Genomic DNA, 16,408 nt, shown 5'->3' on the forward strand with positions numbered 1-16,408 from the left:
AAAAAAGGTAATTTAGTCCTCTATAACGAATAGTTAAATTGTGGCGAAATATAGGGAGGCTATCTATTGTACGTGTTTATTGAATTATTATGTCTTATAGGAATCCTATTTTTTATTATTTTGGGGATTAACTCTTTCTTTAAAATGAATGGAAAGTCTTTAAAGAATTTTATTATGACTGGGACCTTATTTGTTTTATTTATTTTTACCTCTTTTACAGATCCTTCAAATGAACCAGAACAAAATGAAGTAACAGAAATAGACATAAGTACTAAGCCAACTAAAATATTTAATAAAACTGAACACTCTAATCTAGATACTGGTCAAAAAGAAAAAACAAAATTATCTAAACCTAAAAACAGTGAGAACATAATTAAATCCTGTAATAATAGAGTAGGATGTAAATCGAAATCGCATAAAGCACCTATCCAAGAACCAAAAAAAGTGAAAATAGAAAAAGGAACATATAGAATTGTTTTTATGATATACGGGTTAATGTGATAGAATTTTTCTTTATTAGACGTGCTTTAATATGCAATTGGGGGCTAAATGGGAGGTTGTAGTTACCTCTCATATAGCCCCCATTTTTATATCGATCCAATTAAAAAAGGTGAATTATTTTGGAGTGAAGAGTTGAATTAATTCTGCGCAACTAATTTTCCTTAGTAGATCGAAACTTGCCCAACTACAAACACGATCCTCCCAAGCTACTAAGCAATGATTATCTTTAGTTTCCATAACCGTTCCCACAGCACCATCTAAGCTAAACATAACATAGTTGCCTATCGAGAACATTTCGATCACCCCAATCTAAATATAATTCCGTGCCCACCTTTCGGATATTCCCATTTAATATTTTGATGAGGACAGCCTATTCTACAACTTCCACATTCATGACATCCCTCGTATCCAACATGCATTCGAATATTTTCCCATTTATAAACTTCTGCTGGACAAAATATCGTACAGATTTTATCGGGACATTTTGTCATACAAATATCGGAATCAAGTACAGTTAAGTGCGATTTTGTATCGGCATTAAAACGAACGAGATACTGCTTTTCTTCGATCGTACTTTCTTTTTTTGTCTCACTCATTTATTTCATCACCTTCCATGCTTTGTATACATCTTTCGCAAGCTTAAGTTTAGCCTTTGCTCCTCCTATATTACTCATAATATTCTTTTGTTTTTCCCATTTAGATTTACCATCTACTGTAAACATTTGGCTGGCAGATTTATTTAATAGTGGAATATATTGCTCGAAATATTGAGGGAATTTTTCAAAATGATGTGTTGCATCTTTATATTTTTTCAAATCCTGTCCTACGAAGCTATTTAGTAATTTATCAGCATACGGTTTTAAAGCAACATCAGAGTAGTTATCGATTGCTTTTGCTTCGATAATGGTCTCTGCTGCTAATCGTCCAGATGTCATTGCCATATTTGAGCCTTCACGATGAATTGCGTTTACTAATTGTGCAGCATCACCAATCACTAATACTCCGTTTCCTACCAATTTAGGAATTGATTTGTACCCACCTTCTGGAATTAAATGAGCAAGGTATTCTTGCGGTTCGCTTCCTTGTATATACGGTCTAATCATGGGATGATTCTTAACGTATTCGAGTAAATCATAAGGTTTCAATTTGTTTTCAATCATTCCTGATAATAATGTACCGACACCAATACTAAGAGAATCTTTATTTGTATATAAAAATCCTGTGCCAACTATCCCTTTTGTCGCATCTCCAAATAGCTCGATTGCTACCCCTTGGTTACCTTCAAGACCAAATCGATCTTGAATTATTTTACTATCCAGCTTTAAAATTTCCATTGTAGCCAAAGCGACTTCATCTGGTCTCCATTCTTTATGGAAACCTAAAGATTTTCCTAAAAGTGAATTTACGCCATCAGCAAGTACTACCACATCGGCATATAAATCACCATCTGGCCGATCCGTTCTTACCCCAACTACCATATCGTTTTCAACAATACACTCGAGAACAACTGTTTCATTGATTAATAATGCACCTTGTTCTACTGCTTTTTGAGCAAACCATTGATCAAACTTTGAGCGAAGAACAGTAAAATTATTATAAGGTTCTTCAGCAAATTCAAGACCTTTATATCCAAAGGTTGTAGCGGATTGTTTATCAAGCATCATAACTCGTTGTTCTACAATCACACGCTCAATTGGTGCATCCTTCCAAAATTCAGGTATAACGTCCTCCATCATTTTACGATACAATACGCCACCCATAACATTTTTCGAACCTGGATACTCTCCTCTTTCAATAAGGACAACATTAACACCATTTTTTGCGAGCTCGTATGCACATGAAATTCCTGCTGGGCCTGCTCCAACGACAATTACATCAAATTTTTCCGGCATGATCGTGATTTTCCTCCTTTAAAGAAAAACTTTCTTGGAATTGGTTAATCAGCATTGGTACAATTTCAAATGCGTCTCCTACGATGCCGTAATGACAAGATTGAAAAATTGCCGCATTCGGATCTTTATTTATCGCAATAATGAGACCTGAATTTTGCATCCCAACAATATGTTGTATTGCCCCAGATATCCCAATTGCAAAATAAATTTTTGGTGTGACCGTCAAGCCAGTCTGACCTACTTGATGATGATGTTCAACCCAGCCAGCTTCAACTACATCACGACTTGCTCCAACAGCCGCTCCAATCGATTCAGCAAACATATGAATCAACTGAAATCCGTCTTTACTACCTAACCCTTTGCCACCTGCTACGATAATATCTGCTTCGTCAATGCGAACTTTCTTAGTTGTTGCACGTACAATCTCTAATACTTTTGTTCGAATATCTTCTTCTTTTAAATCAATTTCCTCTTCAATCACAACTCCTTCAGCACCAGGAATCGGAGCGAGCGCTTTCATTACCTTTGGACGAACCGTAGCCATTTGAGGTCTATATTTCTTACAAAGAATAGTTGCCATTATATTTCCACCAAATGCAGGTCGACTAGCTAATAATAGTCCTGTATCTTCTTCAACATCTAATACAGTTGTATCGGCTGTTAAACCTGTAGGTAAGTCAGTGGCAACTGCACTTGCTAAATCCTTCCCTTTAGAAGTTGCACCATATAATAAGATTTCAGGCTTATATTTGTTACAGCATTCTAGAACTGCTTTCATATAAGACTCAGTACGATAATCCTTAAAAATTGGATCATCATATACATAAACAATGTCAGCACCGTATTCAAATAACGTAGGGGCTAATGATTTCACATTTTCACCAATTAATAATCCTGCCAATTCGCAACCACGTTTTTCTGCTAATTCTTTACCAGCTCCAAGCAATTCAAGTGACACGGGTGCTATGACTTTATCGTTTTCTTCAATAAACACCCAAATACCTTTGTACTCTGAGAAATCCATTTATACCCCTCCTTTCACTTCAAATAACTCTTTCTTCTCATTTAAAATCTTCATCAGTTCATTTACTTTTTCTAATGAAGTTCCTTCAAAAACCGTTCCACCTTTAGCCTTTGGTGGAGCCCATACTTTCGAAACAATTGTTGGTGAACCTTTTAGACCTAATTGTTTAATATCAATATCTTCTAAATCCTTCACTGCCCAAATGGTCGGGTTATACCTTGCAGCCTTTATCATATTTGTAAGTGATGAATAAGGAACTTCATTGATTTCCTTCTCAACTGCAAATAAACAAGGTAAACTCGTTTTAATCACTTCATGGCCATCTTCTATTTTTCGATGCACAATTGCATAACCTTCATCTTTATTAATTTCTTGGACCTTCTTAACTGATGTTAACGGCGGTATATCTAAACGACGAGCGATACCTGGTCCAACTTGTCCAGTATCACCGTCAATTGTCATCTTTCCACAAATGATTAAATCAATCGCTTGAATTTGTCCTATTTTCTCAATCGCCTTTGTCAAAGCATAACTTGTCGCTAAAGTATCTGCCCCAGCAAATGCACGGTCTGAAATCATATATCCTTCATCTGCACCGATTTCAATACATTTTCGGATAGCTTTTACAGCAGGAGGTGGCCCCATCGTAATAACCGAAACTGTTCCACCATATTTATTCTTAATTCGAACAGCTTCCTCCACAGCATGAGCATCATACGGATTTAATATTGCTGGAGCACTTGCACGATCCATCGTATTTGTTTTAGGATTCATCTTAATGATCTTCGTATCAGGCACTTGTTTTATACAAACCACAATATGTAACACTTTTTCACTCTCCCTTTTTCTTCCCGTCTCCCATAGTTAGTAAATGTACATGTTGTTCAAATATATTATTTTTATTGAAGAAATATGATAGAAAGCAACGAAAAAATAGAAACGAAAAAAAAGAGACATTCACAACATAATAGTTGAAAATGTCTCTGGAGACTGCCCGCCAAACGCTCGCTTTCATCGTTGCTTCACCTGCCTGCGGTGCCCATTAAGGTCTAGGGTAACTGCTCTCCTAGAAAGACAAGCGCTTGCAATGAAGTCTGATACTCAAATTTTTTGTATGTTTGTTTTACATTAACCAACCAATAGTTGGATTGTTATGCCTGAAGGGTCCTTTGTAAATGTAACGCCATTTTCTTCAAAAACAAAAGCTCCCATATTCTTTAAACGATTTACTACCACCGATTTTTCTTCTTCACTTGGATATAACAATGTAAAATTCTTTAATCCTGCACTGTTATCAGAAGGTGCAACCCCTCCTGCACTATGCCAAGTATTTAAACCGATGTGATGGTGATAACGTCCAGTTGAAATAAATAATGCCTGGCTTCCATATTTCGTTACAACATCAAATCCAAGCCCTTCACAATAAAACTTCTCTGTGCTATTTAAATCAGAAACTTGTAAATGGATATGCCCCATAATTGTTCCTTTTGGTAGTCCAGTAAAAGCTTCATTATCAGCAAGTGCCAAAAGCCCCTCTACATCTAATCGTTTACTATCCATAACGACATACTCATTATGCCATTGCCAATTCTCTGATGGACGATCTACATAAATTTCAATACCATTCATATCTGGATCCGCTAAATAAATTGCTTCACTGACTAAATGATCCGAACCACCTTGAAGTGGATTTCTAGTTTCAATCAAATGCTTTAGCACGATACCTAAATCTTTTCGAGTAGGTACTAATAAGGCAAAATGATATAATCCTGTATTTTGCTCATTTCTAGGTGTAACATTATCTGGCTGATCTAATTTAATTAAAACATTTACCCCATCCGCTGTTAAACTAGCATTTGTAGTTGAATGTTCCAAAACTTTTAAACCTATAACCTCTTGATAAAACGCTAATGAACGCTCTAAATTTGCAACTTTTAATTCAACTGTTGGAGCATAAACCTTTGGCTTTTGATGAAAATTCATTTTAATTTACCTCCTCTAGAAAATAGTACAATTAATGTTAACACTAACAGAATGAATGGAGCCATTGCAACACTCATGCCTTGACCCGCATGTAAATGAGTAAATACGGCTCCTACCATAATAATTGCTAATCCAACTGAAGCAAGCTTACCTAAAATCAACTTCCAATAACCAACTAATAAACCTACTGCACCTAACACCTCAAATGAACCAATCGTATACATCATCCCTTTTGAATAGCCATAAACCTCTTTAAAATCATGTAACATCTGAGTATTCCCACTTAATTTCACAAATCCAGACATTAGAAATGCAATAATTAAAATCCCTTGAATAATTCGAGTAAACCATTTCATTTATAAATCTCTCCCTTTTGTTTGTTTTTTACTGAACTTATATTAAGTACAGTTAAACTTAAAATATTTTTACTGTTCTTAATACAGAAACAGTAATAATTAAAAAAATAGTGTGGTTTATGCTAGTTGGTTACTTTTTGTAAGTGCGTTTGATTTAAGTACAGTATATGCGATAACTGTTCTCATTTCAAGTGCATTTTTTATTTTTTGTTAACGATTATCTTAAAATTAGAATTTGGAGGCTTGTTGAAATCCTTTGGGTGAATGAAGTTTATCAAAAAATATAATTGTTTGATCAGACTAAATGAAGAGCACTTTCATGTTTTTTAAATTTTTTCGTGACTATTATCTTGTGTTTTATGACATATTCGAAGAAATGTCTTGGTCATTTGAGATGAATTAAGAGTCCTTCATGGTATAGTTAAAGTATTATGTGATTTATTAAATAGTCTGTTAAGATGATTGACTGTTATTTGCAGTTTCATTGTTTTTAATTGCAGATTTGGTATTTTTATTTGCAGCTACCTAATTTTAATTGCAGTTTTAGTAATTTTAATTGCTATTTCTTGATTTTTATTTGCAGATTTGACTATTTTATTTGCACCTCACTCGTTATTCGCAAACTTGACAGCTTTATTTGCACACCTTTGTTTTTTTATGTAGTCGTCCTTATCCCCAATAAAATAAAAATATCGTACATCCAAATGTACGATATTTTCAAAGTGATTCGATCGTTTTATGACTGGCACGTCTTACAAAATCCGCCAAAGTATAGTTACATAAAAAGCCAAGTAAGTGCTCTTCTGCTTCAATTGCAAAGTCTGAAAATACGTTGTTCATTACACGTCCACTAGTACAGTCAGATGTGGATTCAATTAGTGCGGTTGATAGAGGTTCTGTCATTTGTAGGGCAATGTAGACTTGTTTTAAGGTAATTTCCTCAGGTGACTTAGCTAATAAATAGCCGCCATCTCGTCCCTCTCTTGCTTCTACTATTTTTTCTTTTACGAGGGGAGCCATGATTCTTCTCATAAATGAAACACCTGATCTAATATGTTTTGCGATTGCTTTACTTGGTGTAACCCCTTCTGTTGTTGCTAGTAAAACTAATGCCTGAATAGCAAATCCGAACCACTTAGGTGTAACGGAATTTTTACAACTTGACATCATTTATCACCATCCAGTGATATTATTATCCCCCGTTTTTGTTTCCCTTGCAAGTATATAGTAGTTTTTAGTCTTGTTTAAATGTAAGTAGAAAACGATTTACTGGATGAATCTAGTTGTTTTTAGACAATAAAAAAAGGATAGAAAGTTTGCTTTCCATCCTCATTTTTTATTTAACGAGCATATCCGCCTAGGCTTTGTTCTGCCATTTGAACTAGACGCTTCGTAATTTCCCCACCAACTGAACCGTTAGCGCGTGAAGTTGTGTCTGGTCCTAAGTGCACTCCAAATTCAGAAGCTATTTCGAACTTCATTTGCTCAATTGCTGAACTTGCATTTGGTGAAGCATATTGATTTGAAGATCTTCTGTTTGCCATGTTGTTGACTCCTTTGTCTTTTGGATGCTCTGATGTTGTTTATCAGATTAAAGATAGTATAATTCTAAAAATTTATTCTATACATTTATTTACAAATTTTTTTCTTTTTACCAAAAGTACTTCTTATTACCATATGAGGTTTTCCTGTATAAATATTTCCAAGTTCAAAAACTTGTATTATGTCTTTAGATTTTCTATAATCTTAGCATACTGTATACAATTAAAACACAGTTTATCAAATGAAAACGTCGCGTTATTTCCATATATTGAAAATTGTTTTTTAGGAGGAAAATTTTATGATGAATAATCGTTTCCAAGATAAAGTTGCTAAGAATTTAAGTGAAATACCTTTATCTGTATTAGACTTAGCACCAGTTGTTGACGGAAGCACTCCAGCTGATGCTTTTAAAAATAGTCTTGATTTAGCACAGCATGCTGAAAAATGGGGATATCACCGTTACTGGTTTGCCGAACATCATAATATGCCTGCAGTTGCAAGTTCAGCTACTTCGGTTGTTATTGGACATATTGCAAGTGGAACATCAACGATTCGAGTCGGTTCTGGTGGAATCATGTTACCAAATCATGCTCCATTAGTCATAGCAGAACAATTTGGAACATTAGAATCACTACATCCAGGTCGAGTTGATCTGGGATTGGGTCGTGCCCCGGGTAGTGATATGTCAACAACAAGAGCGTTACGTAGAGATTTACGTAGCCATGAAGACTTCCCTGCTCAATTAGAGGAATTACGTAATTACTTTAATCCCCCAGGTGGATTAGGCAGTTTAACGGTTCAAGCTGTACCTGGTGAAGGTTTAAATATACCAATTTGGTTACTAGGATCAAGTGGTTTTAGTGCTCAGTTAGCTGCTGAATTAGGTTTACCATTTGCATTTGCAGCTCATTTCGCACCAGACTATACAGTCCAAGCAATGCAGTTGTATCACAATAACTTTAAACCATCAGATGTATTAGACGAACCATATGCAATGATTGGCTTAAATGTTGTCGTTGCTGACACAGATCAAGAAGCAAAAAGACTTTTCACAACACAGCAACAATCATTTTTAAACTTAGTTCGAGGTGGTAAACCAGCTCTTCTAAAACCACCAGTTGACGATATGGATGAAATTTGGAGTCCATTTGAAAAAGAAACACTTGAAAATCAAATGAAACTATCTGCTATTGGTACAATCGATACTGTTACTGAAAAACTACAAACAGTATTAAATATAACAAAAGCTGATGAGATTATGGTAAATGCTTCTGTTTTCGATCATGCAGCGCGTTTATATTCATATGAATTATTAAGTAAAGTATTAAAATAAATAAAAAAAGGAGAGTATTAGATGCTCTCCTTTTTTTGTATAGAAGCCCTAATTAATCCTGCTCCTTTAAAGCTTCTTGTTCGACTCTTTTTACAAATTCATGTACCGCTTTTAAATTATTCCCCTTTGGATTAGCTAGCTTTATCATTGCTCGTCCGATAAAATTTACTCCAGCATTCGTGCCTTCATAAATAAATTTTGTATGTGTATCGTCGATTTTTTCTAATGTAAATATCAGATTCGTTTCAAATGAATTTGCTAAAACAAAATGGATTTGCTTTTTTTTATATGATTCAGTATCTTCGTATGCTAAAGTTTCAACAATATAAGATTCAACACGTTTTCCTTCTCTATAACTCTGTTGATGCTTTGCACCTACCTCGTTTTCGTTTTTATCGATTAAATTATGCTCTTCAACTTTTGGCATTATTTTCTTAATATTTTTATCTAAAAATAGACTCCATACTTTTTCGATATTTGTATTAATAACAATATCTTCTTTCCATTTAATCATTATTTCTATTCTTCCTTCCTGAAGCAATTTGTTTATCTATTTCGCACAATTTCAAATACTAGTTCTATTATAACGAAATATGTTTTCATATCATAAAAAAAGCCCTCTCATTTAATGAGAAGACTCTGATTTTTATTTAATTTACCTTAAGCTTTTTCGGTATTTATATTGGTTCCATTGAAAATGAATATAGCATCCAATGCAAAATCCATTGATTGCGATAAACGATGCTAATGCGACCATAATTGAAAACACATAAAATAAAACGTTCCAACCAACTAATGCTCCAATAAATGCTAGAGATAAGCAAGTTACTGCAATTGCTTGATTAAAATTTTGTTGACCTTTATCCTCTTGCGGATAGCTCGAAGGTTTCTTTTTTAAAAAACGTTTAGCAAATTTTATAATTGGATGGAAATCAAAAAGTAATCCACTAAGACCACTTATTAAAGGAATAAGAAGTAGCCAGTACTGACCAGTGATCCAAGTTAATATTACAGAAATAAAGATCGTCCATTGATTTGTACGAACTAAAGGTAATGGAATTGTATTTATTTTTGAAGTAGACACACATAAAACCAACCTTTCGTATCGGAATAATTAAGTATAATCATAATATGACTTCAAAAACAATACAATCCATAAAACCTGAAAAAAGTAAAATAATTATAAAACAAAAGGCACTGTTAAATATTAATATTGATTTTTCAATTTAAAAAAGGTTGTCTAATTTGACGACCTTTAGGAATACTTATTCAACTAAAGCATTGCGTTAATTGCTTAAACTCTGTTCTTTTTCAATTTTGTATGCCTTAAGCTGATCAAACCCGTCGATTATATATTTTCAAGAATATTTCTATAATATTGTCGTAAAGTTTCCTTTAAATTAGTAGGCTCTATGATTTTTACTGTTTGTCCTAATCTAGCAAGATATTTAATGATAAAGCCAAGTTCATTTGGCTCATATGTACCAATAATATATGCGTTTTCCAACTCATAGATTAATTCCATGGATGGATAATGTTCCTGTTGAAATAATTCTATCCCTGCTTGATTAATCAACCATTTAAATTGAATTGCATTTTCTGACGGCTTCCAAAGTGAATGCGAATTTTGCTTAGTAATTTCTTTTAATTCCTCCAAAGGTTGAATAGTTGTTACTTCAGCAGAAGAGATACGATCGCAGCGAAAAACACGGTAAGCCGTTTTATCCATATCATATGCTTGACAATACCAATATCCCTTCATTACGTAAATAGCAATCGGGTGAATAGTACGAAAGCTGTTTTGATATGTTATTTTTAGTACAATATTTTGAACAGCTGCCATTAATAATATTTCTAAATGTATGCTTTCTTTAATTTGTACAGTATGTTGAAAGGATACGCGATTTTGCATCCGCTCTATATCTTGTTTTTGACATTCCGACAGTACATTTATGAATTTTTCATGAATTGTACGATAGGATACTTGAAAAGGTAAATTTGAAAAGCTTCCTAGTGCCTGCATTGCAAAGTAAAGCGAAAGGATTTCTTGATTATTAAAATAAATAGGTGGAAGCTTCATTTGATTAAGTAAACGATATCCCCCATATCGACCATATTCTGCATAGATTGGAGCTCCAATTTCTTCTAAGGAAGCTACATCTCTTAGAGCTGTCCTTTTTGAAATCTGAAATTCCTGCATTAAATCTTGAAGTGTAAAATGCTGTTTTTGATTGATGAACCGAAGTATTTGATTTATTCGTTCTGATTTTTTCATAAAAACACCTCTTAATGGTGCCTAGATTTGTCACCTTTAGGCACTACACTAGTAAGTGTAATCAATATTGATGTAGGAAACAATCCAATCTCATTTATCCATTGGATTACTAACCTGATTAAAGATTTAAACAAGCAAATTACACTAAAATCTAAAGGAGTTGTTTCATTTGACAGTACAATTGAATTCATTTTTGTTGATGGATGGAAATGCAAAGGAAGCTATTGATTTTTACAAAGAATCACTCGATGCAAATCTTTTATTTTGCCAAACATTTGGGGATGAACCAGATGATCCTAAATCCCCTCTACCAGAAAATTTGAAGGATTTAGTAGCATTCTATTTTTCCTTATTGCGGCTCGTTCGGTATGGCGGCCTTGCCGTAAATGGAACAGGAACTTACGGAATGTTGGCGATAGCCTATAGACCGTGGTTATCGGTCTATTTAATACCGAAGCGACACATACGGAAATGACAGTAAGGTGCACTTTTCCTTACTGATCAGACCGTCGTGCTGCCCGCCCGAAGTCCATTCTTGTATATTTCTTAATAAAATAGATTGCTAGAAGGCTACAAGTTTTTCACTTACCAACAGATATTGGGACGATTTGCTTGTATTTATCCAAAATCACGGCCACCCATAAATATTCGACGTTACGAAGACGAATTTCTTCTATTAAACTGGCGCAAAGTTTTTTGATGTTGCGATAACGCCGTTAATCAAAAAAGTTTTTTGCCCCTTGATCGCTTGACTAGCAGCCTTTCTTTCCTGCCGGAAAGGTTCGGGTGTCCTGCCGGTGAGGAAGGTTAGTCGGTTTGCGCTGTTTTACGATTCGGAAGGCAAATGGGAAAAATCACAAACTAAAAGCAGACGTAATGGCTGCTCTCCTTTTTGTCTTTTATTCTTTAAAGTTTTTCTATTTGTTATTCTATTTTATAGGTGTACTTTTATTGGGATATTTCCAATGATTATAAAAGAGACTAAGATTTTAAAAAAGGAAAATTTTACCATGACAGATTGATTGTCACATGTATAATGATAGATAGACAACTCACCATAGTTTTGCCAACCAAACTATTGAATAAAAAGGAGTGGCAATGTTGGAAAAGAAAAAAATCTTCTATTGGATCATCCCGATTCTATTAATTGTCTTTTTAGGCAATGCTGCGCACGCTACAGAACAACAAGAAACCTCTAAAGTAAAACAATCTTCTGCATTAAAGGGGCAATTCTACCTTGAAGACATAGTGAAAATTTACGTACCATCTACATATAATGTTGATCAACCGATTGATAATACTCCATATGTTAACAAGTCATTAGAAGAATTCTCAAGAATGTTTGGAGGAGCAACAGCCATTGAGGGGACAGGATCGTGGCTATCTGATGATAATCAATTGGTCAAGGAGAAAGTAACGATTGTATATAGCTATGCAGAAAATTTAGATAAGGAAAAAATTAATCAAATAGTTGCCTATACCAAGTCTCTAAAGGAAGAGATGAAACAAACATCAGTGTCTCTTGAAGTGAATGGGAAGATGTATTTTATTGAATAGCTACTGTAAAGAAGCCTAGGGATTTTATATGATCAATATCAAAACATATGTCAACATTAACAATGATGTTATTGTTAATGTTATAAAAAAAACCGAAAATCAAAAGAAAAAAAAATAGTTAAGTGATAAGTGTTCTGAATTAGAGAATATAAACAATCAAATGAATAGCTAAAATGTTGGCACTTTTAAAAGTAAGGCATGGCTTGTTTATTTAATTTTAATTAATTATGGTGGAGGCTTATATGAAAAAACAACAATTTATTATTCCATTAGTTATGGCAACAAGCTTGTCAATAATCTCTGGATGTCAAAGTAGTGAAGAGACAACCAAGACAAAAGCAACTAGTCAGCAAAAAGGAAATAATGAAGACCATTTAAATTATAAAAAACAAAACGATTGGGAATTTGAGACTGGTGATTCACAATCACCTATAAATATTGATCTTGATAAACTTCAAGCAATGAGTGATTCCGGAAAACTTGTACTTAACTATCAAAATTCTATACTGGATGAGGCTGATAATGGCCATAGTATTCAATTAGAAGCTAAAGGAACGGCTAATATAAATGGGAGAAATTTCGAATTAACACAGTTTCATTTTCATGCAAAAAGTGAACATACTATAAATGGTAAACATTATCCGATAGAAGCACACTTTGTAAATAAAGCACAAGACGGGCGTATAGCCGTTATTGGAGTCTTTTTCATAGAAGGGGAAAAAAACGAAGGCTTTCAAAAGGTATTAGATAACATAAAAAAAGGGGCTACAAATAATTCAGTAGGGGAAATAAATATTGGCTCTATGATGCCATTAAATAAAAGTTATTATCACTACCTTGGATCGTTAACCACCCCACCTTTATCAGAAAATGTAGAGTGGTATGTAATGAAAAATCCTGTAGAAGTATCAAAGGAGCAAATAAAAGCTTTCACCAATAACTATAATGCAAATAATCGTAAGGTTCAGCCACTAAACAGACGTGTAATTTTAGAACATAAGGAATAAATACTAAATTTAAAGTAGTTAAAAATATAAGGTTAATCTCCCTCTTTCTATTCCATAAAAAAATGGGGGGGGATTAAGACTAATACTAATAAAAAATGACTTGAATAAAAAAACGACCCCCGAAGCAGCCGAACGTTATGAAACTAATGCATGCGTTAGTTGAATAAGGGAAATTACATATTTCTTTAGAATGTACCTAATATTTCTAATTGGAAACTCCATTAATTTGAGTAATATCCGTTAATAATTGAATCCACAGTTTCTAAAATTGAAGTAATAGCTGTTTTTTTTTGTTCATTCACTAGCAATAAAGCATCGTACTTATTATTTAATTCATTAAGTTGTACACTTAATGGTGTAACAAATTCTTGTGAGATTGTTTCGTTACGATATTGTATAAATGCTTTCTCAGCTGCTGAATATCTTGTCCTAACATTATCTATTTCTTTTGTTAAATCGACTAACTCTTTATCTAGTCTTTTGATTTCTGCGTTTAATTCTTTCTTCCATCTAAGTAATCCATGTACATTCGTATTACTCAATGTGTATCCCTCCCTAATATCGAATACTACATCGTACTCCATGGGATACTTGTTTGTTCCTGATCACATCAAAACAACAATTGAAGATTTGAAGTTCGTGTTTCTTAGGTCAGAAATTTGTCGCCGACTTCCTTCAGATTCCATGTCACCACATGCCTTTTGAACAAAAGCATGCTTATTCAACATAACTGCCATTTTCTTCAATAAAAAAAGCCGCATATTAGCAGCTTATGATCTTCAACTATTGCATGCGTTAGTTGAACAAGAAAGCGTAATTATATGCTTACCTTTAATGAATTGAAAAAAGAAATAATTACGCTAGATCCAAATCATTACAGAAAGACGACAACTTATTTAATAAAAGCTCCATTTTATTGAATGAATTTTTTTTATGAACATATCAACACTCACTGTATGGATATCATTAAATATTTGTTAATCGGTTCTTTATTAAGCTTTTATCTAATTCACGTACTTTATCATATGTTTGTAACAGTTTCTCAGGAATCAATGTTCTTCCATAATCCCAAGCATTTGTTTCTATTTTAAATTTAAGCAATTCTATTTCTTCTTCCTCACCATACATTAAATCCCTAAGATCATATTTATTTTTTTTAAAATCTAAGTGGTAACCAATCACATGATAAAGAATAATTTTAGCTAAGTTTTCATTTGTCTCTTTAATTCTAATGTTACTGATATAACCGTTTACATGAAGATAATTAAATTTTATAGTATTTGTCGAAACGTTATAACTCATAGGTACCGATATATTATTGTTAAATTCATAGTTAATTTTTAAATTGTGCGTTTCTAGTGTTTCTTTAATGATTTTCTCAATTCCCCATATATATAGCATTCTATTATCACTTCCCTTAAAATTTATAATACTATTTCAATCTATTTGTACTAAATTGATTGTCTAACTTAGTGTAACTGATTGACAATATTTAATTTAAAATATGACAATTAAGTAAGTTCTTGTTTAAAAATATTCAAGCTGTTATTTTGAATGTCCTTCTTTTATTCCACAATCTGGCTCGATTTCAGAATCATTATTAATCGGGACTCTTCCTATCCTACCCCCTTTAAAATAACAAAAAAGACCGCCGAAGCAGCCTTCATGAACTTCAACTAACGCATGCGTTAGTTGGTTAAGTTAGTTTCTTATAACTGCAAACTCATAGTGACTGTCTTAGTGCTAAAACCCAATTTTTCATACAGTTTAATTGCTTGATTCCCTGCAAATGCACTTAAACGAATTTCTGAGTATCCATCTTGTTTTAGATGGTCAATACCTGCTTTCATTAATAGTTTGGAAATCCCGTTCCCTCTAAATTCTCCTATAACAAATAGCTCGTAAATAAATCCATTAATCATATCAGTAAAATGGTCTTTGCTTGTCCCTAAAAGAATCCAGCCCATTAATTTATCGTTTTCTGTTGCTATTAAATAATAGCTTCCCTTTTCCAAAAGTGGTTTAACAAGTTGGTCAATTTTTTCTTTCGTAGGTTCTACTTCACCTAATGTGCCATCATAAACAGCTTGTGGAGAAAGTGATAATACCTTTTTTAGTTCAAAATCGTTAGGTTTTCTAATATCCATTAATTGAATCAGTCCTTTAAAATCCTTTTCTTCAGTTAAGCATAATATCCCCATTATTCTCTTCAAAAGGTTATGATTAACTTGAATCTTTATTCAACTAAACTGCCATTTACTTGAATAAAATAAATCGACTTTTCAGCCGAATATGTTATTGAACTATTGCATTGCGTTGGTTGCATAAGGTTTATTTTTCATTATTCAATTCCTTTGAAAATTCGGGATCAATCTATACTTCTTCAACTTCATATCCTTCTAAATCATCCGCAGCTGTAATATCTTCGTGTATCATATTTAAAAATTTATTAAATGATGTTGCTATTAAAGATAGGTTATTTAATTGTATTTTACCTTCCTCAAACATCAACTCTTCTTCATGATGCCAGAAATAATCATAACCATATTTCTCCTCACTTAAATTTAGACAAATAATATTACCACCTACATCACTCGCGATAGGTACACATCCTTTTGGAATCCTTCCATAGAATGTTTTAAAACAAAGCAATAAGTCATCATAAGTATCTAAGTCAGTACCGAAGAGAATAGATAAGATAAACTCAGGTGCTTCTTCTGATATAACTATATTTTCTTCTGGAATTCCACCATTATATTTTTCTAAAAACTCAATGTATTCGTTCGGAAATGAAAGGCATAAATCATTTTCAAACTGTTCAATCATTTTTTTATTAAATTTATTGGTATTTGGTTTAATAGAAATCAAATAATCCTCTCCAATCTAATTTAATACTATTTTATCAGTATTCCTTATTCATACAGATAGGTAAGGGTTT

The 16,408-nt window shown here is 33.2% G+C and carries 21 protein-coding genes; 5 read left to right on the plus strand and 16 right to left on the minus strand.

Annotated elements, in window-relative coordinates; all coding sequences use genetic code 11:
* Positions 1–66: 66 nt before the first annotated feature.
* The gene (locus COI44_RS16475) at positions 67–501 is read left to right on the plus strand and encodes a hypothetical protein (RefSeq protein ID WP_098428893.1); all 435 of its coding nucleotides are present in this window, start codon (positions 67–69) and stop codon (positions 499–501) included.
* Positions 502–615: 114 nt separating this feature from the next.
* Here the strand turns inward: COI44_RS16475 and COI44_RS16480 are convergent, their stop codons facing one another.
* The 9 genes from COI44_RS16480 to COI44_RS16525 all read right to left on the minus strand — a co-directional run bounded on the left by COI44_RS16480 (position 616) and on the right by COI44_RS16525 (position 7,300).
* Entirely contained in the window at positions 616–795 is a 180-nt protein-coding gene (locus tag COI44_RS16480) for a tudor domain-containing protein (RefSeq protein WP_025568179.1), read from the minus strand.
* Positions 796–800: 5 nt separating this feature from the next.
* Positions 801–1,097: a ferredoxin family protein gene (locus COI44_RS16485; protein WP_025568180.1), complete on the minus strand. Its 297-nt coding sequence runs from the start codon at positions 1,095–1,097 to the stop codon at positions 801–803.
* The gene (locus COI44_RS16490; protein ID WP_025568181.1) at positions 1,098–2,393 is read right to left on the minus strand and encodes an FAD-dependent oxidoreductase; all 1,296 of its coding nucleotides are present in this window, start codon (positions 2,391–2,393) and stop codon (positions 1,098–1,100) included.
* Entirely contained in the window at positions 2,377–3,417 is a 1,041-nt protein-coding gene (locus COI44_RS16495) for an electron transfer flavoprotein subunit alpha/FixB family protein (RefSeq protein ID WP_098428894.1), read from the minus strand. Before COI44_RS16495 ends, COI44_RS16490 begins: the two co-directional genes overlap by 17 nt.
* On the minus strand, positions 3,418–4,245 hold the full coding sequence (locus COI44_RS16500; protein ID WP_025568183.1) for an electron transfer flavoprotein subunit beta/FixA family protein: 828 nt from the start codon (positions 4,243–4,245) through the stop codon (positions 3,418–3,420).
* 300 nt (positions 4,246–4,545) lie between these two features.
* On the minus strand, positions 4,546–5,400 hold the full coding sequence (locus tag COI44_RS16510) for a VOC family protein (protein WP_098428896.1): 855 nt from the start codon (positions 5,398–5,400) through the stop codon (positions 4,546–4,548).
* On the minus strand, positions 5,397–5,756 hold the full coding sequence (locus COI44_RS16515; RefSeq protein ID WP_098428897.1) for a DoxX family protein: 360 nt from the start codon (positions 5,754–5,756) through the stop codon (positions 5,397–5,399). The genes COI44_RS16510 and COI44_RS16515 overlap by 4 nt, the downstream gene beginning before the upstream one ends.
* A 717-nt stretch (positions 5,757–6,473) precedes the next feature.
* Complete coding sequence (locus tag COI44_RS16520) at positions 6,474–6,923, minus strand: RrF2 family transcriptional regulator (RefSeq protein WP_025568186.1); 450 nt, start codon at positions 6,921–6,923, stop codon at positions 6,474–6,476.
* Positions 6,924–7,096: 173 nt separating this feature from the next.
* On the minus strand, positions 7,097–7,300 hold the full coding sequence (locus COI44_RS16525) for an alpha/beta-type small acid-soluble spore protein (RefSeq protein ID WP_098428898.1): 204 nt from the start codon (positions 7,298–7,300) through the stop codon (positions 7,097–7,099).
* Positions 7,301–7,596: 296 nt separating this feature from the next.
* Here COI44_RS16525 and COI44_RS16530 point away from each other — a divergent pair, with 296 nt between their 5' ends.
* Positions 7,597–8,631, plus strand: a complete 1,035-nt coding sequence (locus COI44_RS16530) for an LLM class flavin-dependent oxidoreductase (protein WP_286163947.1) — start codon at positions 7,597–7,599, stop codon at positions 8,629–8,631.
* Positions 8,632–8,683: 52 nt separating this feature from the next.
* Here the strand turns inward: COI44_RS16530 and COI44_RS16535 are convergent, their stop codons facing one another.
* The 3 genes from COI44_RS16535 to COI44_RS16545 all read right to left on the minus strand — a co-directional run bounded on the left by COI44_RS16535 (position 8,684) and on the right by COI44_RS16545 (position 10,906).
* Positions 8,684–9,145 carry an SRPBCC family protein gene (locus COI44_RS16535; protein ID WP_098428899.1) on the minus strand — a complete coding sequence of 154 codons (462 nt, stop codon included), beginning with the start codon at positions 9,143–9,145 and terminating at the stop codon, positions 8,684–8,686.
* A 141-nt stretch (positions 9,146–9,286) separates the two neighbouring features.
* Positions 9,287–9,715, minus strand: coding sequence for a DUF4395 domain-containing protein (locus tag COI44_RS16540; protein WP_098428900.1), 429 nt, complete (start codon positions 9,713–9,715; stop codon positions 9,287–9,289).
* Positions 9,716–9,979: 264 nt separating this feature from the next.
* A complete protein-coding gene (locus COI44_RS16545) occupies positions 9,980–10,906 on the minus strand; it encodes a helix-turn-helix transcriptional regulator (protein WP_098428901.1) in 927 nt (308 codons plus the stop codon).
* A gap of 169 nt (positions 10,907–11,075) precedes the next feature.
* Here COI44_RS16545 and COI44_RS16550 point away from each other — a divergent pair, with 169 nt between their 5' ends.
* From COI44_RS16550 to COI44_RS16565, 3 genes are all read left to right on the plus strand, one after another.
* Positions 11,076–11,381 (plus strand): VOC family protein, encoded by a 306-nt coding sequence (locus COI44_RS16550; RefSeq protein ID WP_098428902.1) that lies wholly within the window; start codon positions 11,076–11,078, stop codon positions 11,379–11,381.
* A 623-nt stretch (positions 11,382–12,004) separates the two neighbouring features.
* Entirely contained in the window at positions 12,005–12,463 is a 459-nt protein-coding gene (locus tag COI44_RS16560; protein WP_286163948.1) for a DUF3574 domain-containing protein, read from the plus strand.
* A gap of 242 nt (positions 12,464–12,705) precedes the next feature.
* The gene (locus COI44_RS16565; protein ID WP_098428904.1) at positions 12,706–13,470 is read left to right on the plus strand and encodes a carbonic anhydrase; all 765 of its coding nucleotides are present in this window, start codon (positions 12,706–12,708) and stop codon (positions 13,468–13,470) included.
* A 221-nt stretch (positions 13,471–13,691) separates the two neighbouring features.
* On the opposite strand, the gene COI44_RS16570 is transcribed toward COI44_RS16565, so the two are convergent.
* From COI44_RS16570 to COI44_RS16585, 4 genes are all read right to left on the minus strand, one after another.
* Complete coding sequence (locus tag COI44_RS16570) at positions 13,692–14,012, minus strand: hypothetical protein (protein ID WP_098428905.1); 321 nt, start codon at positions 14,010–14,012, stop codon at positions 13,692–13,694.
* 424 nt (positions 14,013–14,436) lie between these two features.
* A complete protein-coding gene (locus COI44_RS16575) occupies positions 14,437–14,871 on the minus strand; it encodes a hypothetical protein (protein WP_098428906.1) in 435 nt (144 codons plus the stop codon).
* Positions 14,872–15,179: 308 nt separating this feature from the next.
* Positions 15,180–15,617 (minus strand): GNAT family N-acetyltransferase, encoded by a 438-nt coding sequence (locus tag COI44_RS16580; RefSeq protein WP_098428915.1) that lies wholly within the window; start codon positions 15,615–15,617, stop codon positions 15,180–15,182.
* A 226-nt stretch (positions 15,618–15,843) separates the two neighbouring features.
* Entirely contained in the window at positions 15,844–16,338 is a 495-nt protein-coding gene (locus COI44_RS16585) for an SMI1/KNR4 family protein (protein ID WP_286163950.1), read from the minus strand.
* Positions 16,339–16,408: the final 70 nt, after the last annotated feature.

This window comes from Bacillus sp. AFS088145 (genome assembly GCF_002564465.1).
Lineage (GTDB): Bacteria > Bacillota > Bacilli > Bacillales > Bacillaceae_G > Gottfriedia.

Excerpts from the sequence above, each read along its gene's own strand:
- COI44_RS16480 (WP_025568179.1), bottom strand. The coding sequence starts at position 795 with ATGTTCTCGATAGGCAACTATGTTATGTTTAGCTTAGATGGTGCTGTG.
- COI44_RS16485 (WP_025568180.1), bottom strand. The coding sequence starts at position 1,097 with ATGAGTGAGACAAAAAAAGAAAGTACGATCGAAGAAAAGCAGTATCTC.
- COI44_RS16490 (WP_025568181.1), bottom strand. The coding sequence starts at position 2,393 with ATGCCGGAAAAATTTGATGTAATTGTCGTTGGAGCAGGCCCAGCAGGA.
- COI44_RS16495 (WP_098428894.1), bottom strand. The coding sequence starts at position 3,417 with ATGGATTTCTCAGAGTACAAAGGTATTTGGGTGTTTATTGAAGAAAAC.
- COI44_RS16510 (WP_098428896.1), bottom strand. The coding sequence starts at position 5,400 with ATGAATTTTCATCAAAAGCCAAAGGTTTATGCTCCAACAGTTGAATTA.
- COI44_RS16515 (WP_098428897.1), bottom strand. The coding sequence starts at position 5,756 with ATGAAATGGTTTACTCGAATTATTCAAGGGATTTTAATTATTGCATTT.
- COI44_RS16520 (WP_025568186.1), bottom strand. The coding sequence starts at position 6,923 with ATGTCAAGTTGTAAAAATTCCGTTACACCTAAGTGGTTCGGATTTGCT.
- COI44_RS16525 (WP_098428898.1), bottom strand. The coding sequence starts at position 7,300 with ATGGCAAACAGAAGATCTTCAAATCAATATGCTTCACCAAATGCAAGT.
- COI44_RS16530 (WP_286163947.1), top strand. The coding sequence starts at position 7,597 with ATGATGAATAATCGTTTCCAAGATAAAGTTGCTAAGAATTTAAGTGAA.
- COI44_RS16535 (WP_098428899.1), bottom strand. The coding sequence starts at position 9,145 with ATGATTAAATGGAAAGAAGATATTGTTATTAATACAAATATCGAAAAA.
- COI44_RS16545 (WP_098428901.1), bottom strand. The coding sequence starts at position 10,906 with ATGAAAAAATCAGAACGAATAAATCAAATACTTCGGTTCATCAATCAA.
- COI44_RS16560 (WP_286163948.1), top strand. The coding sequence starts at position 12,005 with ATGTTGGAAAAGAAAAAAATCTTCTATTGGATCATCCCGATTCTATTA.
- COI44_RS16565 (WP_098428904.1), top strand. The coding sequence starts at position 12,706 with ATGAAAAAACAACAATTTATTATTCCATTAGTTATGGCAACAAGCTTG.
- COI44_RS16575 (WP_098428906.1), bottom strand. The coding sequence starts at position 14,871 with ATGCTATATATATGGGGAATTGAGAAAATCATTAAAGAAACACTAGAA.
- COI44_RS16580 (WP_098428915.1), bottom strand. The coding sequence starts at position 15,617 with ATGGATATTAGAAAACCTAACGATTTTGAACTAAAAAAGGTATTATCA.